Source organism: Shewanella colwelliana ATCC 39565 (assembly GCF_000518705.1).
Lineage (GTDB): Bacteria > Pseudomonadota > Gammaproteobacteria > Enterobacterales > Shewanellaceae > Shewanella > Shewanella colwelliana.
Genome location: NZ_JAEC01000008.1, coordinates 80,077 through 99,980, shown reverse-complemented (window position 1 = coordinate 99,980; position 19,904 = coordinate 80,077). Strand labels below are relative to the sequence as shown.

Genomic DNA, 19,904 nt, shown 5'->3' with positions numbered 1-19,904 from the left:
CTTATGCAACTGGCGTTAGTGATCCCGAACTACAATCATCAGCAAGCGATTAAAATGACGCTGGCGCAGTTAGCACCGCTAAATCTGACTTGTTATTTAATCAACGATGGCAGCAATGATGACACGCGTCACCTGCTGTGCGAGCTTGCTAAACAGTATCCTTGGGTCAAATTAATTCATCACCCCTTTAATCGCGGCAAAGGGGCTGCGGTGACTAGTGGATTACGGGCAGCCTTTGCCGACGGGTTTAGCCATGCACTACAAGTGGATGCCGATGGTCAGCACGATCTTAATGATATCCCCGCTATGATCGCCGAGGCACAAGCGCATCCCAAAGCCTTGATATCAGGTCTGCCGCAATATGATGAGTCAGTCCCCAAAGGCAGGCTTTACGGCAGATATATCACCCACTTTTGGGTATGGATAGAAACCTTAAGTTTCGACATCAAAGACTCTATGTGCGGCTTCCGAATCTATCCATTGGCCGCAACAGAACAGCTTTTCTTAAGCCAAGCGTTAGGCGAACGTATGGATTTCGATATTGAAATCTTAGTCAAACTCTTTTGGCAGGGCGTCAGTGTCAAACATCTCCCCACTCGGGTTATCTATCCAGAAGATGGCACCAGCCACTTTCAAGGAGTGAAAGACAATGTGCGGATCTCAGCCATGCACACTAAGCTATTTTTTGGCATGTTACGCCGTTTGCCGCAGTTGTTAACACGTAACAAGCAAACAGATGCCAGTACACATTAGTCGAGCATCGGTGAACGAGGCAGCTATTGGGGCATTAAGCTCCTTGCCAGTAGTTATAAAATTGGTGGCCATTGGCTATGCCGTGCCATCATGTATCCAGTGATTGGCTACTTTTTCCTAACGGGGCGTAATGCAAGGCAAGCCTCGCTCGATTTTCTTAATCAGGTGCAAAGTTTTGACCCCGACCACCCACAGCTACAGGGCACCATAGGTTGGCGTCATAGCCTCAAACACTTTATTGCATTCGGTAATGCGGCACTTGATCGTATCGATGCGTGGTGCGATCGCATTAAGCTCAGCCAAGTCGACTTCCCCAACCGCGAAGCTCTTGCCGAACCCTTAGCACAAGGTCAAGGCGCCGTATTATTGGTGTCACATTTAGGTAATTTGGAGCTATGCCGGGCTATCTCAATCCATCAGCGCAAAGTGAAAGTCAATGTAATGGTGCTGACCCAAAACGCCGAGAACTTTAATCGAGTACTGAAACAACTCAATCCCGACAGCGCCCTGAACCTGATTCAGGTCACCGAATTGGGACCGAGTACTTCGATGTTGCTGCAAGAGAAAATTGAGCAAGGCGAACTGGTGGTCATCGCAGGGGATCGCACCTCGTCGAACAGCGAAGGTCGGGTGATCTATGCGCCATTTATGGGTAAAGCCGCGCCCTTCCCACAAGGTCCATTTATTCTAGCTGGCCTGCTGGATTGCCCAGTTTATTTAATGTTTTGCCTACGAGAACAGGGGCGTTATCACGTTCACCTAGAGCATTTTTCAGATACGCTCAAAGGGCCTCGCACTGGCAGGATGGAACGCTTAGAAGCCGCGGTTAACCGCTATAGTGCTCGACTTGAATACTACGCACGGCGTGAACCATTGCAATGGTTTAACTTTTTCGATTTTTGGCGCAAAGATGAAGAGATCCAGCGCGCAGCAGCAACGTCTGCCCCAAAGCATACTAATAGGATAGACAGATAGATGACTCAAACGATTACACCTTCTCATACAGAAGAGATTGTTAAATTTGGCCAACGCTCGCTAACCCTTGAAGAGGTTGTTGCGGTGGCAAAAGGCGCGAAAGCGCAACTGCAAGTCAGCCCTGCATATCAAGAATATATCCAGAAAGGCGCGCGATTTATCGACAGCTTACTCGCTGAAGAGGGCGTAGTGTATGGCGTTACCACAGGCTATGGCGACTCATGTACTGTCACGGTTGGGCTTGATTTAGTTCACGAACTCCCTCTGCATCTGTCACGTTTTCATGGCTGCGGGCTCGGCGAAATCCTATCTCCGATGCAGGCTAGAGCGGTCATGGCCTGTCGCCTTAGTTCGCTTGCAGTCGGTAAATCTGGCGTAAGCTATGAACTACTTCAGCGTATTGAAACACTGCTTAACTTGAATATCATTCCTGTGATCCCTGAAGAGGGGTCTGTGGGTGCCAGCGGCGATCTGACGCCACTTTCCTACCTAGCCGCCGTACTCGTCGGTGAACGTGATGTGATCTACCAAGGGCAGCGTCAAAGCACCGCAGAGGTATACAGCGAACTCGGTATCATACCGCTTAAACTCAGACCTAAAGAGGGATTGGCACTAATGAACGGCACTGCCGTAATGACCGCCCTTGCATGCCTTGCCTACGATAGAGCTCAATACATGGCCAAAATGGCAAGTCGTATCACAGCCATGGCTTCATTAACGCTTAAGGGGAATTCCAACCACTTTGATGACATTCTCTTTGCGGCTAAACCACACCCAGGACAGAACCAGATAGCCGCTTGGATCCGTGAAGACCTTAATCATCATGAACACCCAAGAAACTCTGATCGTCTGCAAGATAGATACTCAATTCGCTGTGCACCGCACATTATTGGTGTACTGCAAGATGCCTTACCATTTATGCGTCAGTTTATCGAAACAGAACTCAACAGCGCCAATGACAACCCAATTGTCGATGCCGAAGGCGAACATATTCTTCATGGGGGTCACTTCTATGGCGGACATATTGCCTTTGTCATGGACTCAATGAAAAATTGTGTTGCCAATATCGCCGACCTTATCGACCGTCAGATGGCATTGGTCATGGACCCTAAATTTAATAATGGTCTACCTGCCAACCTTTCTGGCGCCACAGGTGAACGCCGCGCCATTAACCACGGTTTTAAAGCCGTACAAATTGGCGTATCAGCGTGGACAGCTGAAGCACTTAAACAGACCATGCCCGCCAGCGTATTTTCACGCTCTACAGAGTGTCACAACCAAGATAAGGTCAGCATGGGCACTATTGCCGCTAGAGACTGCATGCGTGTGCTGCAGTTGACTGAACAGGTTGCCGCCGCTGCGCTGCTAGCAATGACCCAAGGCATTCATCTACGCGTCAGCCAAGGGGAGCTATGCCAAGCATCACTCACCCCGTCAGTGGCTAAGACCTTGACTCAGGTTAGCGCTGATTTTGAGCTGCTCACAGAAGACCGACCACTTGAACAAGTCTTAAGACAAACCGTAGAGAAGATACAGCAAGCCCACTGGGAAGTGTGTCATTAAGGAGCCACTACGATGAAGGCGATACTGACCACCGAGTTGGACATGGTGATCCCATTCCATGATGTCGACCCAATGGGGATAACCTGGCATGGCAACTATCTGAGATACTTTGAGGTCGTTCGCTGTCAGTTACTCGACCAGATAGATTATGGCTACCGTACGATGCAAGATTCTGGTTACGCTTGGCCCATTGTCGACCTGCAAATTAAGTATGTTCAGTCGAGTAGTTTCGATCAGCAAGTGAAAGTGGTCGCCAAGTTAGTCGAATGGGAAAACCGCATTAAGATCACTTATGAAGTGCGAGATGCATTAACCAATAAACGGTTAACCAAAGGCTACACTATCCAAGCCGCCGTTGAGATGAAGACTAAGGAGCTGTGCTTTGTGACACCCAATTGCTTCCGTGAAAAAATCGCTCATCTCGTCGACCTTAGTGGGGAAAGCTAATATGGCCTCATTATTACCCCGCACATGCTTGATTGGCGTACTGCTTTTTAGTCTAAGCTTGTTTAGCCATGCTAATCAAAGTCCCTCTTACGATGCTCTTTTTAGTCAAAATGCCGACAATGCTCAGCTGCAAACCTTAGCGCAACGCCTCAATAGCGGCGAAACGGCGCAGGGCAGTTTCACCCAGTACCGCTACCTTAAAGTCCTCAAAAAGCCGTTAGTCAGCCATGGACAATTCCTATTTCAAAACCAACAGGGGCTCGCTTGGTTACAAACTCGTCCTTTTGCCAGTGGCTTAGTGCTGACCCAAGGAGCATTGATACAGATCGATAGCGACGGCAATCGGCAGGTCTCTCAAGCACAGAATAATCAACAAGCCAATGCTCTTGCTCAGATGATGCCCACCTTGATGAATGGCTTGTTGCAAGGCGAGATTGCCCCTTTAACCTCACAATTTAGCCTTTTCCTACTGCAAGAGGGTCAGCAGTGGCAACTTGGTTTGGTGCCACTCGACCCCTTAATTAAACAAGCGATGCCCAAATTGGTGTTACAAGGTGAGCAGCAACTGCAACAACTCATCTTACTAGGCCACAATGGTGACCGCAGCGAAATCCACTTTGAGCAGATCACTAACCAGCCATTGACTGAGCAGCAACTCAACTACTTCTCATCGGTAACACCTAAGCCTGCGCAATAATGATGATTAAAGGTTCAAATCCAGCAGGCCAAGGCTCAATTAAACGCAAAGCCATGATTTGGTTTGCGTTAGTATTTTGCGCTTTCATGCTTGGGGCCTATCAACTTAACCAAGGCGCAAAAATTCAAAGCGATATTTTGGCCATGCTACCTGAGATACATGAGGAAGCATTGACTCAAGTAGCACTTGAACGCGTAGAAAGCCAACTGGCTGATAGGGTCTACATCGCGCTGCAGGCCAGCAGTGAGGCGCAAGCCATTGACTCAGCCCAGCTGCTACTAACTCAGTTACGCACAGATAAAAACGTTTTTACCGATGTCAAAAGTGGCGACATTGATAGCGTTCGCGCACTAAATCAGTTTTACTTTCCTCACCGCTTTAGTTTACTCACGGCAAACCAGCAGACTCTAATAGAGAACAAACAATTAGCGCGGTTGGAGGCTAATGCTTTAGCTCAGCTATACAATGCTTTTGGCTACGCCAACAGCGAGCTGATCAGCCAAGACCCGCTATTGCTGTATCCCGATACGTTAAAGGCTATGGCACCGACGCAAAAAGTCAAAGTTGCCCAAGGAATATTAGTCTCTACAACGCACAATGACTTGGGGCAATCATATTATTCAGCCATCGTTATGGCAAAAGGGGTTGGCAGCGCATTTAACCCCCAAAGCCAGCAGCAACAAATCAATAAACTCACCGAATCTATTGCAGTTGTGCGAGCGCAGTTACCTACAGGTGTTGAGCTTAAGGTACTTAAAGCTGGTGCACTGTTCCATGCCAGCGCCGCCACCTTACAAGCCAAAAAAGAGGTGTCATCTCTCGGTCTGGCCTCACTTATTGGTGTGATTGCATTGGTCTGGTGGGCATTTCGCTCTATGATGCCACTGCTAATAGCCAGCCTAACCATAGCCACAAGTTTACTGTTTGCCGTTGTCGCGACATTGAGTCTATTTGGTGAATTACACTTGCTGACCTTAGTCTTTGGAACCAGTCTTATCGGTATTGCCATCGACTTTAGTTTTCATTTTTATTGCGAACGCTTGGAACAGGCTGATAGCTCTGCGTCAGTGGCAGTGACTAAGGTATTCCCCGCAGCGACGTTAGCGTTAATCACTACAGTGCTCGCCTACAGCGCAATAGGTATGACCCCCTTTCCGGGAATGCAGCAAGTAGCTATCTTCTGCGCGGCTGGCCTTATTGGTGCTTATATCACCTTAGTGTTGGCCTATCCCTTCATTGCCAATAGCCGATTGCCTCATCGACCTCTACCGCTGCGCTTAGCACAACAGTATCTCGATAAGATTGCTGTACTCAGTCAGCAAGGTAATACCTCATGGTGGCGGACAGGCTTGCTTGGTATCGCGCTAGTCACTGCGCTAGGGTTAAGCCAGTTGCAGACGGATGACGATATTCGTAATCTGCAACAAAGTCCCAATGACGTGGTCAGCCAAGAGGCGCAACTACGCTTATTACTCAGTGGCGGCACCGATAACCAATTTATCTTAGTACGTGCGCCTAACGCCCAAGCGCTGCTGCAACAGCTTGAAGCGATCAAGCCAACACTAAACAAACTGACACAAGATGGTGTGATTGGTAATGCTATCAACTTGGCAAACTACCTACCAAGCCAAACAACTCAAGCCACTAACTATCGGTTGCAGGGTGAGATTTACCACAATATCGACCACATTCTTGCAAAGATGGGATTAGCGCCAGAACTCGCCAGTGATTTGCGTCAGCAATACCAGCAGGCGGCGGCACTAACCATTACGCCAGAGGCATTTTTTAATAGCCCCGCAGGGCAACTCTTTTCTCCTTTATGGTTACCTGCATCCAATCAAGAGCGCGACTTTGGCGCTATCGTGCTGCTAGGGGGGATCAGCAACATTGACACACTTCAGCAGGCGCTTGCGACGACATCCAGTGTACAACTGGTAGATAAAGTCGCCGATATTTCTCATGTCATGGCCAAATACCGCTCGCTCACGCTGTGGTTACTGCTATTGTCACTGCTGATCGCCTGGGGCATTTTTTCAATGCGATTTGGCGTCAGGCTCGCCTTGTATGTCACTGCTGTACCCGCTACCTCTGCGCTGCTAACCCTCGGGTTATTAGGGCTTTTCGGCTCGGGGCTCACCCTATTTCATGCACTTGCACTAATCCTAGTCTTTGGCATTGGGGTTGATTACAGCCTGTTTTTCGCTGAGGCAAAACAGGGGCGAGCCGTGATGATGGCGGTGTTTATGTCAGCCTGTTCGACACTCTTGGCATTTGGCCTATTGGCCTTTAGCCAAACACCCGCTATTCACTATTTTGGTTTAACCTTGCTCTTAGGTATCGGATGTACCTTCCTGCTATCCCCCTTCGTACATAATTTTATAAGGACCCACAAGTGATGGAATCAGCCCAATCACCAGCTCATGCAATTGCCCAATATGATGTTGTCATCATAGGAGCTGGACCATCAGGAAGTGTTGCGGCAAGCCTATTGCACCAGCAAGGAAAAAAGGTTCTTGTACTTGAAAAGCAAGCGTTTCCGCGCTTTTCAATTGGGGAAAGCCTGCTGCCATGCTGTATGCAAATGCTTGACGAAGCCAATATGCTCGACGCGGTAAATAATGCAGGGTTTCAATTTAAAAATGGCGCAGCCTTTAATGCTAATGGACGCAGCACACATTTTGATTTTACCGATAAGTTTACTCCAGGTCCCGGCACCACCTTTCAGGTAGAGCGTGGCAGCTTTGATAAACTGCTTGCCGACACCGCCATAGAGCAAGGTGTAGAGATCCGCTTTGGCGATACGGTGGAGGCCATTGATCTATCGGCCGATCCTCTGCTATCCATTGTCGATAAGCAAGGCATACCGTATCAAGTGCAGGCACGCTATCTACTCGATGCCAGTGGCTTTGGCCGCGTCTTACCTCGACTACTCGACTTGGAGCGTCCCTCAGATCTACCTAGCCGTACTGCAATTTTCACCCATATCGACGATCATATCGATGAAATTGAACTGGCAGATTACCAGTTCGATCGCAACAAGATCCTGATTAGTGTTCACCCCGATAACCGAGATATTTGGTATTGGCTCATCCCCTTTAGCAATGGCCGTTGCTCGTTAGGTGTCGTGGGAGAGCCCCACCTCCTTGGGGATATTGGTGACGATCTTGAATCGGTGCTGATGCGACTCGTTAATGAAGAGCCTAGACTCAAGCAGTTATTGGCTAAAGCAAAGGTAGTTCGCCCCTGCGCTCGCCTTGAAGGTTACTCTGCCAACGTAAGCACCTTGGCCACCAACAAATTTGCCTTGCTGGGCAATGCTGGCGAGTTTTTAGACCCCGTATTCTCCTCTGGCGTAACCATAGCGATGCAATCAGCCTCAATGGCTGCTAAATGTGTCGTTAAACAACTCAATGGCCAGGAGGTCGATTGGCAAGTCGACTACGCAGCGCCACTGATGCTCGGAGTAGATACCTTTAGAACCTACGTACAAGCTTGGTATGATGGCCGCTTTCAAGATGTGATCTTTTTCGAAGCGCCTAACCCGAAAATTAAGCAGATGATCTGCTCAATTCTAGCGGGCTACGCTTGGGATCAAAATAATCCGTTTGTCACCGAGTCGGAGCGACGCCTCAATATGATCGTTGAGCTATGCAAATGACAAGGCGGTTTATCACTTCACTTAAGCGGGTGCGACCACGCATTGGTTTGTTATTCGCCATGTGGCTGCTGCTATTAAGCGGTTGTGCTCAACAATTGGATCGAAACACTTGTATGTCCTTAGTTCGTGGGGTGGACTACTGCTTAGCACCACTGCAAAGCGATGTTAACCAAAGTCAAACACAACAGGTCAGCATTGCAGTGCAAGGCGAAAGACATCAACTACTCAGCCAGCTTGAGATTGTGCCGCAACAGTTGACCTTGGTTGGCCTCGCGCCACTAGGGCAGGCGTTATTTACCGTCACCTATGATGGGCATAGCGTCAGCAGCCAGCAAAGTATCTTGCTGGGCGATCAATTTAAGGCAGAATATCTCCTTGGCTTACTGCAATTGATATACTGGCCTATCGAAGATGTAAATCGCAATTTACATGGTGGACAATTACGCTCAGCCGACTGTGATGCAGTGCAATGCAGAAGCCTATATGCTAACGGCAGTGATACGCCACAGATTGAGATCCGCTATGACCAGCAGTCACTTTGGATGGCTAAGGTCGCGTTATCGATTGCACAGGCAGACTTGACACTAACCATCAACCCAATTGCTGAGTAAACCGAGTCAATGACTCCACTAAATAGAACGGACACTATGACAGATATCGCCATCACAGATTTGGGATTGTGCACCCCCTTAGGCCAGACACCCAAAGAGGTGTTAACTCGGCTACTTGCGGGCGACACCAGTGCAATGCAATGGCGTAATGATCTTATCCCTAATGAGGAGGTGTTAGTCGGTATGGTGGACTATGCCCTACCGGAGATCCCTGCCTCATTACACTGTTTTAGTTCGCGTAATAATCAACTGTTATTAAAAGCGGCAAAGCAAATAGAAGCCAGCGTCAGCGCTGCAAAGGCACGTTACGGCGTCGATAGAGTAGCCATTATTTTAGGTACTAGCACCTCTGGTATCGCCAAAGGCGAAGAGGCATTGGCCTATCGCGATACTCACGGTACGCTGCCGGAAGATTACCTCTACTCAAAACAGGAGCTCGGTAATAGCGCAGAGTTTTTAAAGGCCTATTTTGAATTAACAGGCCCCTGCTATACCGTCTCAACGGCGTGCTCGTCCAGTGCCAAAGTGTTTGCCAGCGCTAAACGCATGCTTAAGGCTAATCTGTGCGATATGGTGATCCTTGGTGGCGCCGACAGCCTATGCAAACTCACGCTTAATGGTTTTCATTCGCTCGAATCAGTATCGAAAGCTCATTGCCAGCCTTTTAGTCGCAATCGCGATGGCATTAATATCGGTGAAGGCGCAGCACTGTTTACCTTAACGTCGGGCCAAAGCGCTGTCATGCTTGCTGGCGTTGGAGAGTCAAGCGATGCCCATCATATCTCTGCGCCCCATCCTGAAGGGCGTGGCGCGATTGCCGCCATTAAGATGGCACTTGATGATGCCAGTATCCGTGCCGAACAGATTGATTATATAAACTTGCATGGTACCGCGACCATGAAAAACGATGCCATGGAAAGCCATGCATTAAGTGAAATATTTCACCATCACCAGCCATGGGTCAGTTCAACCAAGCCTCTGACGGGTCACGCCTTAGGGGCTGCAGGAGCCATAGAAGCGGCATTCTGTTATTTACTGCTTTCATCTCTTAATACTCTGCAGCGCCTACCGCCACAAGTCGGTGATCAGCAATGGGACAGTCACAATCCGGCGCTCAATTTTGTTGATGCCAACACTCAAACGCCACTGCACTATGTGATGAGTAACTCATTTGCCTTTGGCGGCAGCAATGCCAGTATCATTTTTAGCAAAAGAGAGACCAATACATGAGTCAGATAGTCGATGTTAGCCATATTGCTGTCGATGATGTGGTGCCTCACCGCGCGCCGATGATCTTGATTGATCGCCTGCTGCAACATAAACCCGACTCCTTAACCACTGAAGTTACCATTGGTAAGCACAGTGCCTATTACAACTCACACACTGCTAGCGTACCAAACTATGTTGGCATCGAGTATATGGCACAAAGTATTGCGGCACTTGCAGGTATCGAAGCTATCGCGCGCGATGAGCCCATTCAGGTAGGTTTTTTATTAGGAACGCGTAAATTGGCCATGAGTATAACAGACTATAAGCTAGATCAATGCTACCAAGTTAGCGTGACCAGACTCTATCAAGAGGAGAGTGGCCTTGCGGTGTTTGATTGCCAAATTTCACATCAAGATCAAGTCGTTGCTTCAGCCAACGTCAATGTTTTTCAGCCTCAGGATACCCAAGCGTATATCGCTGACAGTATTCAAGGTAATGGGTAAGTGAGACCAGGATGAATAAAAGAGTATTAGTTACAGGCGCTAGCCGTGGCATAGGAAAGGCGATAGCTCTCAAGCTGGCACAGTCGGGTTACGATATTGCCCTGCATTTTCATAGCAATGTCACCGCAGCGGCAGATACCGAAGCAGAGCTGACAGCTATAGGGGTCAATGTGAGTAAGCTGCAGTTTGATGTCGCGGATCGCGCTGGCGTTAAACAGGCTATCGAAAATGATATCGCCACCCATGGAGCTTATTACGGCCTAATCCTCAATGCGGGCATTAACCGTGACACCGCGTTCCCAGCCATGACAGAAGAAGAGTGGGATAGCGTTATCCACACTAACCTAGATGGCTTCTATAACGTGGTACATCCCTGCACTATGCCAATGATTCAAACCCGCAAAGGTGGACGGATCATTACCATGGCATCAGTTTCAGGTATTGCAGGCAACCGCGGCCAAGTGAATTATAGCGCCTCTAAAGCCGGTATTATCGGTGCAACCAAGGCCCTAAGCCTAGAGCTAGCCAAGCGTAAAATTACCGTTAACTGCATCGCGCCTGGGTTAATTGAAACTGATATGGTGGCAGAGTTTCCTAGCGATATGGTCAAAGAGTTGGTACCGATGCGCCGCATGGGAAAACCCTCAGAGATTGCTGGGCTGGCAAATTTCCTGTTATCCGATGAAGCGGCCTATATTACTAGGCAGGTCATATCAGTAAATGGTGGCATGATTTGATGACAAACAGCAGCAGACGAGTCGTGATAACCGGTGTAGGTGGCGTCACCGCCCTCGGCCACGACTGGCAAACCATTGCCAGTCGCCTAAAAGCACAAAAAAACCGTGTTGTTCGCATGGATGATTGGGATCGCTATGATGGATTAAATACCCGCCTTGCCGCCCCAATCGTCGACTTCGACAAGCCCGCCCACTACTCACGCAAAAAAATTCGTTCTATGGGGCGCGTGTCGATCATGGCCGCATGGGCCAGCGAAAAAGCCCTTATGGATGCAGAATTACTCGACTCTCCAGTGGTAACCTCGGGGGCGATGGGAATCGCCTATGGCTCGTCGACGGGAAGTACCGATCCAATTGTCGCCTTTGGAGACATGCTCAAAGAGGGTGATATGTCTGGCGTTACGGCCACTAGCTATATCCGCATGATGGCGCACACCACGGCCGTCAATGTCGGAGTATTCTTTGGTCTCAAGGGACGCGTGCACACCACCAGCAGCGCCTGCACCTCTGGTAGCCAAGGCATAGGTTATGCCTACGAGGCGATTAAATATGGCCAACAAGATCTAATGCTTGCAGGCGGAGGAGAGGAGCTGTGTCCAACCGAAGCCGTGGTATTTGATACCCTCTTTGCCACCAGCACCAAAAATGATCAGCCAGCGAACACTCCAAGCCCATTCGACAGAGATAGAGATGGCTTAGTCATCGGCGAAGGCGCTTGCACCTTAGTATTAGAGGAACTCGAACATGCTCAGGCGCGCGGCGCTAAAATCTATGCTGAGATTGTCGGCTTTGGCACCAATTCAGACGGCTTGCATGTAACCCAGCCCAATGCCAACACCATGGAAGTTGCCATACGCTTGGCACTCAAAGATGCCGCGCTAGCCCCAGATGCAATCGGCTATGTTAATGCCCACGGTACCGCCACCGATAGAGGGGATATTGCTGAAACACAGGCCACATCGGCGGTGTTTGGCCCCACTATGCCCATCTCATCACTCAAGAGTTACACCGGTCATACCTTAGGCGCATGTGGCGCTCTCGAAGCTTGGGTAAGCATTGAGATGATGAATGCTGGTTGGTTCGCGCCAACTCTTAACCTCAGTAACATCGACCCCGAATGCGGCGAGCTCGATTATATCAAAGATGATATTAGGCAGATAAATACCGACTACGTCATGAGCAATAACTTTGCTTTTGGTGGTATTAATACCTCGTTAATCTTCAAACGCTGGCGCGAGTGAATTTTTACCGGTTTACCAAACAGCAACCACATAACACAGCCTGAAGGGCGAACAAACGCCCTTGATGACTTCACATAGTCTAAACCTAGGCAAAACGACACGGCATCGCTTTGTCTAAGTTCACAACACTTAACGAAAACCGGCACCGCTTTTGCTATTGCTCAACATAGATACAAGCGACCAGCTCAATAAATTAGGACAATTGGTGAAGTTTATTTTAGACGAACTGACGGGTGACGCTATCGCCCAGTTATTGCAGCAACACCTCGAAGAGATGTATTCCACCTCCCCCTCAGAAAGCGTTCACGCACTCGATCTCAGCGCATTAAAGCAGCCCTGCATTCGATTTTGGAGTCTATGGGACAATGAGCAACTTGCGGGTTGCGGCGCACTCAAACGCCTCTGTCACAACCACTACGAGATCAAGTCCATGCGCATCGCACTGAGTTACCGTCAACAAGGGCTCGGTGCAAAAATTTTGCATCATTTAGTGGCAGATGCCGCACAACAAGGGGGCAAACAGATCAGTTTAGAAACAGGCTCTATGGCGTTTTTTGCGCCAGCAAGAAACCTATACAGCAAGTTTGGCTTTCACATCTGCCCGCCCTTTGCTGATTATCAACCCGACCCTAATAGCATTTTTATGACCAAACAGCTTTAAATGAAGATATTGCATTTAACAATCAATTAGAATAATCTTATTGAATATTTTCTAATGAATGGGCGTTGTTATGTTTCAATCGTTATTAGCTAAACTCTCTGGTAGCCAAGATGGACACACCTGTTGGCAACTTATTGAGCAAGGGGCCAAAGTGATCGATGTGCGCTCACCAGAGGAGTTCAATAGCGGCCATTTGCCAGGCGCGATAAATATACCGTTAGCCAATTTAGAAAGCGGATTAACTCAGGTTACCGACAAACAAGCGTCCATTGTGCTCTATTGTGGCGCAGGGATCCGTGCCCAGAAAGGCTGTGATATCTTAAAGGCTCAGGGCTTTAGCTGTGCCATCAATGGCGGTTCACTTAAAGATCTCCTCTGTTGCCAACCAATATAGTGAGCCCCTTTTAATGAAGCCTAGAACGACTAAAACGCCACCCCGCAGTGATAACAAAGCCAGCGCTCACTTTAGCTTTTCGGCAAACCGACGCTTGGCCAGCCACAAAGTGCGTTATATTGAAACCAATGTGACGAGTGACCGATGTACGCTGTGCGACTTAGACAAGGTTAAGTAACAGCTATTCAAGATAAATAAAAAGCGCCACTCAATTCAAAATGGCGCTGTAACCTATCGCTACATAAACTGACATGAGCATTTGGGTCTAGGGTTGATGATAGTGAAAATGTTTGCAGCCAAAAGGTTAGGCGCTCAACAGCTCGATATTCTGTTTAGCTAAATTAATACCCTGTTCAGTTGCATCAGGCCCCATATTCAGGGCTTCGCCATAAACGGTTTCAACATCTGTAATGCCAATAAAACCTAAAACCGTTTTCAGGTAAGGCACCACATGATCGCTCACACCATCTTTATGTACCCCACCACGAGTTGTCAGCAATACTGCGCGCTTCCCTTCAAGCAAGCCCTTTGGTCCTGTTTCTGTGTAGGTAAACGTCACACCCGCTCGCGCAATCAAATCAATCCAGTTTTTTAACTGTGTCGGGATACTAAAGTTATACATAGGCGCCGCTATCACTAAGGTATCGTGCGACTTTAACTCTTCAATCAAGCGGTCAGACAAATCTAATGCCTGCTGCTGGCGCAATGTCAGCTCGTCACCACCGCGCAATCCCGTGGCAATTTCACCATCAAGGATAGGTAGCGTATCCGCCACCAGATCGCGCACCGTGATGCTCGCCCCTTGTATTTGCCAGTGAGACTGCAAGTGTTCAACCAATTTAGCTGACTGCGAGTAGTCCCCTAATATGCTCGATTTTAATATTAAAACCTTTGCCATGTTTGTTTCCCCAATGCCGTTTTCGATAATTGAGGCTCAGTCTATACCTCAATTAATTGCAAGATAAGCGCATAAAACTCTCCAAAACAATCTAATTTTTAGAACCATTAACACCTCATCTGCAGGTTTAAATCTGACAAGGATATAACCTAGGCTTTTCTCTCACAGCATCGAATGAGCAATAAGCCCCCAAATCATTAGGTGAACGATTAATCGTCAAAAAGTGATCCTGCTGAATTTTTGCAGCGTAAAGCACAGGGTAATCAATTGTAACTGAGGAAAAGCTAATGAAACGGATATACCCCGCGTTACTGCTCAGCACTATGATAGGTCTTACCGCTTGTAGCAGCGACGATGATAATGAGATGCCCGCAACAAACCTACCCGTTGCCGAAACCAACATCCGCGTTATCCATGCAGGCGTCGATGCGCCAGCAGTCAATGTCAATGCTAATGGTGCTGAAATTCTTACCGATGTTGACTATGCCGTTTCAAGCGGTTTGCTCACTGTGCCTGAAGGCATGTATGCCGTTACAGTTGATGCCAAACTTGCAGACGGTACCGTCACTGAAGTCCTAAACGCAGACTTAGATGCGATGACAGAGATGGAATACACCGCCGTCGCTGTAGGTAAAGTCGCTGACGAAACCTTGCAACTTAAACTGATTGCAAATGCCACCAGCGATATCGCCGATGATTACGCTCGCGTTCAGGTACTGCACGGCACTTCAGATGTCGGTCTGGTTGATATCTACGTGACCGCCCCCGACGCAGACATCACGACCACTGCACCTACCCTGTCGGCCAACTTTTTAGATGCCAGCGATCAACTCGAAGTACTTGCTGGCGATTACCAAATCAGAATCACAGGATCGGGTAGTAAAACCCCAGTATTTGATTCTGGCGCTGTAGCGCTGCAGGCCACCACTGGCTATTTAATCACCGCCATTCCCAACGCATGGTCAGGTGACTCACCGGTAGCACTGTTGGTGGCATTGGATAATGCCCAGCTGGTGCTGCTAGACAAAATGGCAGGCAGTGATGTGCGAGTGGTGCACGCCGTTGCAGACGCCCCCGAGGTTGATGTGTTTCTCGATGGTGCAAGTACTCCTGCTGTAGACATGCTGGCATTCGGTAACGCCACTGGCTACCTTAATGTCCCAGAGGGCACTCACACCGTCACTGTAGCGGCCGACGTCGATAACAGTGTAGTGGTGATCGATGAAGCGGAAGTCACCTTAAATGCAGGCGATAGTTATACCGTAATGGCTGTAGGTTCACTCGGCGGTGATGACATTCAGCCATGGGTACTAATGGAAAACCGTCGTTCTGTGGCAACTGAAGCCAAATTGAATGTGGCTCATGCCTCTTATTCGGCAGGCAACGTAGACATCTATCTTACTGAGTCCGATGACATATCAGAAGCGACTCCCGCTTTAACCAACGTACCGTTTATGGCCGCATCGGGCAGCTTATCTGTTGCGCCAGGTGACTATGTAATAAGTGTAACCCCAACAGGTACAAAAACGGTGGCAATTGGCCCACTTAGTGTGAGCTTGGCAGCGGGTGGATTATATGGCGTCGCAGCGGTTGATGCTCAAGGGGGCGGCGCGCCGCTAAGCGTTATTCTAATGGATGACTTTATTGCAGATATGTAGCCCTCCGCTTGATAGTGCTTGGTTTCCACAAATTTAAAGCTTTGTGAGAATCAAAGATGAATAACAGCGCCTTTTATGGCGCTGTTTTATTTTAATTAACTTAACACCTTAGATTTACCAGTACTTTACCAAAGCGTGATACACAAATTAGGGATCGGTGATGGTTTTCTGGTATTCTATGCAGTTATTAAATGACTTCTATGCATAAAGAATAATGTCCAAACAAGACTCGCTGTGGTTCAAATCATTACGCTGGATCCAAAAGAAATTAGTACACACTATTGTTGTACCCCATGATCCTTTTGACGACCTTAACCTCGATTCAGACAAGCCGCTTGTCTACGTGATGAAGACTGAGTCGATCAGCGACATTGCTGCCCTCAGCGAAATGACAGAAAAACTCGGTCTACCTAGCCCTTATGAACCGCTCAAGGTTGAAGGTGAAACGGCACCGCGCGTTGTCTGTGTTGAAGGGGCCAAACCCCTATTTGGTCAACGTGAAGGTAATCAACATTATCTTGAAAGCTTCACTCGGTTACTCAGCGCCCACAAGCAGCATCCCGAGTTAGACATCCAATTAGTACCAGTAAGCCTTTATTGGGGACGCACTCCTGGTAAAGAAGATGACACCATGAAAGCCGCGGTATTAGAGCGTGAAAACCCGACTTGGCTGCGTAAATGCTTAATGATCCTCTTCCTCGGTCGGCATAACTTTGTGCAATTTTCCAATGCAATGTCATTACGCTATATGGCTGATGAACACGGCACCGACAAACGGATCGCACAGAAATTAGCCCGTGTAGCACGTGTACACTTCCGCCGGCAACGTAAAGTAATGACAGGACCGGTGCTGCCCAATAGGCAGAACTTATTCCATGCATTGCTCAAGTCTGAGTCGATGAAAAAAGCGATTCAAGAAGAGGCGCAAAGTAAGAAGATCTCTGAAGAGCAGGCCCGCGAAAAAGCGATGGAGTATCTTGATGAGATCGCAGCCGACTATTCAGACAGCCTAGTTCGTATTGCTGAGCGCTTCCTCACTTGGTTGTGGAATAAGCTCTACAAAGGGATCAACATTAAAGGGGCTGAACAGGTGCGTCAGCTGCACCACGATGGCCATGAGATCGTGTATGTGCCCTGCCACCGTAGTCACATGGATTACCTGCTACTCTCCTATATTCTTTATTACCAAGGCATGGTGCCACCGCACATTGCCGCTGGTATCAACCTTAACTTCTGGCCCGCAGGACCTATGTTCCGCCGCGGCGGGGCCTTCTTTATTCGCCGCAGTTTCCGTGGCAATAAACTCTACACTGCGGTATTCCGTGAATACCTTGATCAACTGTTTGCCAAAGGATATTCGGTGGAATACTTCACCGAGGGTGGACGCTCTCGCACAGGCCGCCTACTCGCTCCCAAAACAGGCATGATCGCCATGACGCTTAACAGCGTATTACGTGGCGTAGAGCGCCCTGTGACACTGGTACCTGTTTATCTTGGCTATGATCACGTGATGGAAGTCGCCACTTACCACAAAGAACTCAGTGGTAAGAAAAAGAAGAAAGAATCGGTATGGCAGGTGTTCGGTGCTATCCGCAAACTAAGTAATTTTGGCCAAGGTTATGTCAATTTTGGTGAGCCAATTACCTTGCACAGTTTCCTTAACGAGCAAGTCCCCACGTGGCGTGAAGAGTTAGCGAAAGATCCAGAACAAAAACCGACTTGGTTAACCCCTGTGGTCAATACCTTAGCCAACCGAGTTATGACTCGTATTAACGATGCCGCAGCGGTGAGTTCGGTCACCCTAACCAGCTTAGTCCTGCTCGCATCTGAGCAGAATGCCTTAGAGCGTTCACAGCTAGAAAGGCAGCTCGATCTCTATCTGACTATCTTGAAGGAGCAGCCCTATACTGAGTTTGCATCGGTTGTCGAAGGTGACGGTGCCAAACTTGTCACCCAAGGACTGGAGTTGAAAAAACTCCAGCTTGATAGCGATCCCCTCGGCGATATCATCTCGATAGATGAAAGCATCGCCATTGCGATGACCTATTATCGCAACAACATTATCCACCTATTGGTCGTGCCATCGTTAATTGCTAGCTGCCTCACACGCAACAAGCAGTGCAGCCGTGCACAGATTTTAGAGACGGTAGAAGATTTCTACCCGCTGCTTCAAGCGGAACTCTTTATGGGCATCGACGATTTAACACAATATGTGTCAAGCAATATCGATATCCTAATTAAACAGGGGATGGTTACCGAATCTGAACACCTTTGTGTAAACGATGAACATCTTAACCAGCTCCTCTTGTTAGCGGGTACCGTCAGCGAAACCATGCAACGCTATGCGATTATCTTTAATCTATTGGCGTCGTCACCTAACATTGAACGTGCAGAACTGGAAAGCGACAGCCATCAGTTAGCCCAACGTTTAGGCGCATTGCACGGCATTACCGCCCCTGAGTTCTACGACAAGAAACTGTATGGCACCCTCAGTGTTAAACTAAAAGAGTTAGGTTACCTCTCACAAACTGGCAATCAACAAGCGGTACAACGTATTCGCTCACGTGCCAACAGTTTACTGCGTTCATCGGTCAAGCAAACTATCGTCGATAGCGTAGCAGCGGAGCACGCTAAATAATGGCTAATCATATGAATGCTGCCAAAAACAGAGCATCAGGGAAGTCATTATTGGGTGGGGCGATGATCATCGCTGGTACCGCTGTGGGCGCTGGGATGTTTTCACTGCCTGTCGTCGGTGCAGGGATGTGGTTTAGCTACTCAATGCTAATGATGGTGGGCGTTTGGTTTTGTATGCTGGTCTCTGGCCTACTATTACTAGAAACCAACTTACATTTTGAACCCGGCGCCAGCTTCGACACCCTGACTAGAGATACGCTCGGTAACTTTTGGCGTATCGTTAACGGCCTCTCTATCGCCTTTGTATTATACATTCTCGCGTACGCCTATATCAGCGGCGGCGGCTCGATTGTCAATCATAGCCTTACGGGGCTTGGCATCGAACTGCCACAAAGTGTCGCGGGACTGGTGTTCGCTGTCGGTCTAGCCATTATCGTGTTTATCAGTACCAAAGCGGTCGATCGGATCACTACCATTATGCTGGGTGGCATGATCATCACTTTCTTCCTCGCTATTGGTAACCTGCTGATCGAGATTGAGCCAAGCAAGCTTTTTGTCCCCGATGGTGAAGCGACCTATCTACCTTATATGCTAGCCGCTATTCCGTTTGGTTTGGTCAGTTTTGGCTATCATGGAAATGTGCCAAGCTTGGTTAAGTATTATGGTAAAGATGCCAACACTATCGTCAAAGCCATCACCTTAGGTACCCTTATCGCATTTGTGATCTATGTATGTTGGTTAGTGGCGACTATGGGAAATATCGCCCGCAGTGAGTTTGTTGATATCATCCATAAAGGAGGCAACATGGGCGTGCTGGTTGCGGCACTGTCTGATGTCATGGCCAGTGATTGGCTTACCACTATGCTCACCCTGTTTGCTAACCTTGCTGTGGCTTCCTCCTTCCTAGGTGTCACATTAGGTCTGTTTGATTATCTGGCTGATCTATTTGGGTTTGATGAGTCACGTAGCGGTCGCCTCAAAACCGCGGCAGTCACCTTTCTGCCACCCACTCTGCTGGGGTTACTTTTCCCTAATGGCTTTTTAATTGCGATTGGTTTCGCCGCACTCGCGGCAACTATCTGGGCCGCCATCGTACCAGCCTTAATGGCGTATAAGTCTAGGCAGATGTTTGCGCAAGCCGACACATTCAGGGTACCTGGTGGCACAGCGGTGATCGTCATCGTTGTGGCCTACGGCGTGTTAACAGCCGCCTGTCACTTATTGGTCATGGCAGATTTGCTGCCAGTATATGGTTCATAACA

Annotated in this window: 17 protein-coding genes and 1 pseudogene; 17 read left to right on the top strand and 1 reads right to left on the bottom strand. The window is 48.5% G+C overall.

The genetic code is table 11. The features are described 5' to 3' along the window. The first annotated feature begins 3 nt into the window (after positions 1 to 3). From L876_RS21225 to L876_RS22700, 14 genes and pseudogenes are all read left to right on the top strand, one after another. Positions 4 to 1,728, top strand: a pseudogene (locus L876_RS21225) (glycosyltransferase family 2 protein). Further along, a complete protein-coding gene (locus L876_RS0106120; RefSeq protein ID WP_028762991.1) occupies positions 1,729 to 3,291 on the top strand; it encodes an HAL/PAL/TAL family ammonia-lyase in 1,563 nt (520 codons plus the stop codon). A gap of 12 nt (positions 3,292 to 3,303) precedes the next feature. After that, entirely contained in the window at positions 3,304 to 3,738 is a 435-nt protein-coding gene (locus L876_RS0106115) for an acyl-CoA thioesterase (protein ID WP_028762990.1), read from the top strand. A 1-nt stretch (position 3,739) separates the two neighbouring features. Beyond that, positions 3,740 to 4,435 (top strand): outer membrane lipoprotein carrier protein LolA, encoded by a 696-nt coding sequence (locus L876_RS21220; RefSeq protein ID WP_051412965.1) that lies wholly within the window; start codon positions 3,740 to 3,742, stop codon positions 4,433 to 4,435. Positions 4,436 to 4,437: 2 nt separating this feature from the next. After that, positions 4,438 to 6,831, top strand: a complete 2,394-nt coding sequence (locus L876_RS0106105) for an MMPL family transporter (protein WP_248674498.1) — start codon at positions 4,438 to 4,440, stop codon at positions 6,829 to 6,831. Continuing rightward, positions 6,831 to 8,093, top strand: coding sequence for an NAD(P)/FAD-dependent oxidoreductase (locus L876_RS0106100; RefSeq protein ID WP_028762988.1), 1,263 nt, complete (start codon positions 6,831 to 6,833; stop codon positions 8,091 to 8,093). The genes L876_RS0106105 and L876_RS0106100 overlap by 1 nt, the downstream gene beginning before the upstream one ends. A 113-nt stretch (positions 8,094 to 8,206) precedes the next feature. Continuing rightward, positions 8,207 to 8,704 carry a DUF3261 domain-containing protein gene (locus L876_RS0106095; RefSeq protein ID WP_248674496.1) on the top strand — a complete coding sequence of 166 codons (498 nt, stop codon included), beginning with the start codon at positions 8,207 to 8,209 and terminating at the stop codon, positions 8,702 to 8,704. 36 nt (positions 8,705 to 8,740) lie between these two features. Next, positions 8,741 to 9,934, top strand: a complete 1,194-nt coding sequence (locus L876_RS0106090; RefSeq protein ID WP_028762986.1) for a beta-ketoacyl-[acyl-carrier-protein] synthase family protein — start codon at positions 8,741 to 8,743, stop codon at positions 9,932 to 9,934. Then, on the top strand, positions 9,931 to 10,416 hold the full coding sequence (locus L876_RS0106085; RefSeq protein ID WP_037428100.1) for a hotdog family protein: 486 nt from the start codon (positions 9,931 to 9,933) through the stop codon (positions 10,414 to 10,416). Before L876_RS0106090 ends, L876_RS0106085 begins: the two co-directional genes overlap by 4 nt. A gap of 11 nt (positions 10,417 to 10,427) precedes the next feature. After that, complete coding sequence (locus tag L876_RS0106080) at positions 10,428 to 11,153, top strand: 3-ketoacyl-ACP reductase FabG2 (protein WP_028762984.1); 726 nt, start codon at positions 10,428 to 10,430, stop codon at positions 11,151 to 11,153. Next, on the top strand, positions 11,153 to 12,394 hold the full coding sequence (locus tag L876_RS0106075) for a beta-ketoacyl-ACP synthase (RefSeq protein WP_028762983.1): 1,242 nt from the start codon (positions 11,153 to 11,155) through the stop codon (positions 12,392 to 12,394). Before L876_RS0106080 ends, L876_RS0106075 begins: the two co-directional genes overlap by 1 nt. Before the next feature lie 205 nt (positions 12,395 to 12,599). Further along, positions 12,600 to 13,055, top strand: a complete 456-nt coding sequence (locus L876_RS0106070) for a GNAT family N-acetyltransferase (protein ID WP_028762982.1) — start codon at positions 12,600 to 12,602, stop codon at positions 13,053 to 13,055. Between the two features lie 70 nt (positions 13,056 to 13,125). Continuing rightward, a complete protein-coding gene (locus L876_RS0106065) occupies positions 13,126 to 13,449 on the top strand; it encodes a rhodanese-like domain-containing protein (RefSeq protein ID WP_028762981.1) in 324 nt (107 codons plus the stop codon). Between the two features lie 13 nt (positions 13,450 to 13,462). Continuing rightward, entirely contained in the window at positions 13,463 to 13,627 is a 165-nt protein-coding gene (locus L876_RS22700; protein WP_156029383.1) for a hypothetical protein, read from the top strand. Positions 13,628 to 13,753: 126 nt separating this feature from the next. On the opposite strand, the gene L876_RS0106060 is transcribed toward L876_RS22700, so the two are convergent. Continuing rightward, the gene (locus tag L876_RS0106060) at positions 13,754 to 14,347 is read right to left on the bottom strand and encodes an FMN-dependent NADH-azoreductase (RefSeq protein WP_028762980.1); all 594 of its coding nucleotides are present in this window, start codon (positions 14,345 to 14,347) and stop codon (positions 13,754 to 13,756) included. Between the two features lie 287 nt (positions 14,348 to 14,634). Here L876_RS0106060 and L876_RS0106055 point away from each other — a divergent pair, with 287 nt between their 5' ends. The 3 genes from L876_RS0106055 to mtr all read left to right on the top strand — a co-directional run bounded on the left by L876_RS0106055 (position 14,635) and on the right by mtr (position 19,902). After that, entirely contained in the window at positions 14,635 to 16,005 is a 1,371-nt protein-coding gene (locus tag L876_RS0106055) for a DUF4397 domain-containing protein (protein WP_028762979.1), read from the top strand. Between the two features lie 214 nt (positions 16,006 to 16,219). Then, on the top strand, positions 16,220 to 18,643 hold the full coding sequence (plsB, locus tag L876_RS0106050) for a glycerol-3-phosphate 1-O-acyltransferase PlsB (RefSeq protein WP_028762978.1): 2,424 nt from the start codon (positions 16,220 to 16,222) through the stop codon (positions 18,641 to 18,643). Continuing rightward, a complete protein-coding gene (gene mtr / locus L876_RS0106045; RefSeq protein ID WP_028762977.1) occupies positions 18,643 to 19,902 on the top strand; it encodes a tryptophan permease in 1,260 nt (419 codons plus the stop codon). Before plsB ends, mtr begins: the two co-directional genes overlap by 1 nt. The last annotated feature ends 2 nt before the right edge of the window (positions 19,903 to 19,904 follow it).

Bases quoted from the DNA above. Each gene is read 5' to 3' on its own strand.
- L876_RS0106120 (WP_028762991.1), top strand. From the start codon at position 1,729: ATGACTCAAACGATTACACCTTCTCATACAGAAGAGATTGTTAAATTT.
- L876_RS0106115 (WP_028762990.1), top strand. From the start codon at position 3,304: ATGAAGGCGATACTGACCACCGAGTTGGACATGGTGATCCCATTCCAT.
- L876_RS21220 (WP_051412965.1), top strand. From the start codon at position 3,740: ATGGCCTCATTATTACCCCGCACATGCTTGATTGGCGTACTGCTTTTT.
- L876_RS0106105 (WP_248674498.1), top strand. From the start codon at position 4,438: ATGATTAAAGGTTCAAATCCAGCAGGCCAAGGCTCAATTAAACGCAAA.
- L876_RS0106100 (WP_028762988.1), top strand. From the start codon at position 6,831: ATGGAATCAGCCCAATCACCAGCTCATGCAATTGCCCAATATGATGTT.
- L876_RS0106095 (WP_248674496.1), top strand. From the start codon at position 8,207: ATGTCCTTAGTTCGTGGGGTGGACTACTGCTTAGCACCACTGCAAAGC.
- L876_RS0106090 (WP_028762986.1), top strand. From the start codon at position 8,741: ATGACAGATATCGCCATCACAGATTTGGGATTGTGCACCCCCTTAGGC.
- L876_RS0106085 (WP_037428100.1), top strand. From the start codon at position 9,931: ATGAGTCAGATAGTCGATGTTAGCCATATTGCTGTCGATGATGTGGTG.
- L876_RS0106080 (WP_028762984.1), top strand. From the start codon at position 10,428: ATGAATAAAAGAGTATTAGTTACAGGCGCTAGCCGTGGCATAGGAAAG.
- L876_RS0106075 (WP_028762983.1), top strand. From the start codon at position 11,153: ATGACAAACAGCAGCAGACGAGTCGTGATAACCGGTGTAGGTGGCGTC.
- L876_RS0106065 (WP_028762981.1), top strand. From the start codon at position 13,126: ATGTTTCAATCGTTATTAGCTAAACTCTCTGGTAGCCAAGATGGACAC.
- L876_RS22700 (WP_156029383.1), top strand. From the start codon at position 13,463: ATGAAGCCTAGAACGACTAAAACGCCACCCCGCAGTGATAACAAAGCC.
- L876_RS0106060 (WP_028762980.1), bottom strand. From the start codon at position 14,347: ATGGCAAAGGTTTTAATATTAAAATCGAGCATATTAGGGGACTACTCG.
- L876_RS0106055 (WP_028762979.1), top strand. From the start codon at position 14,635: ATGAAACGGATATACCCCGCGTTACTGCTCAGCACTATGATAGGTCTT.
- plsB (WP_028762978.1), top strand. From the start codon at position 16,220: ATGTCCAAACAAGACTCGCTGTGGTTCAAATCATTACGCTGGATCCAA.
- mtr (WP_028762977.1), top strand. From the start codon at position 18,643: ATGGCTAATCATATGAATGCTGCCAAAAACAGAGCATCAGGGAAGTCA.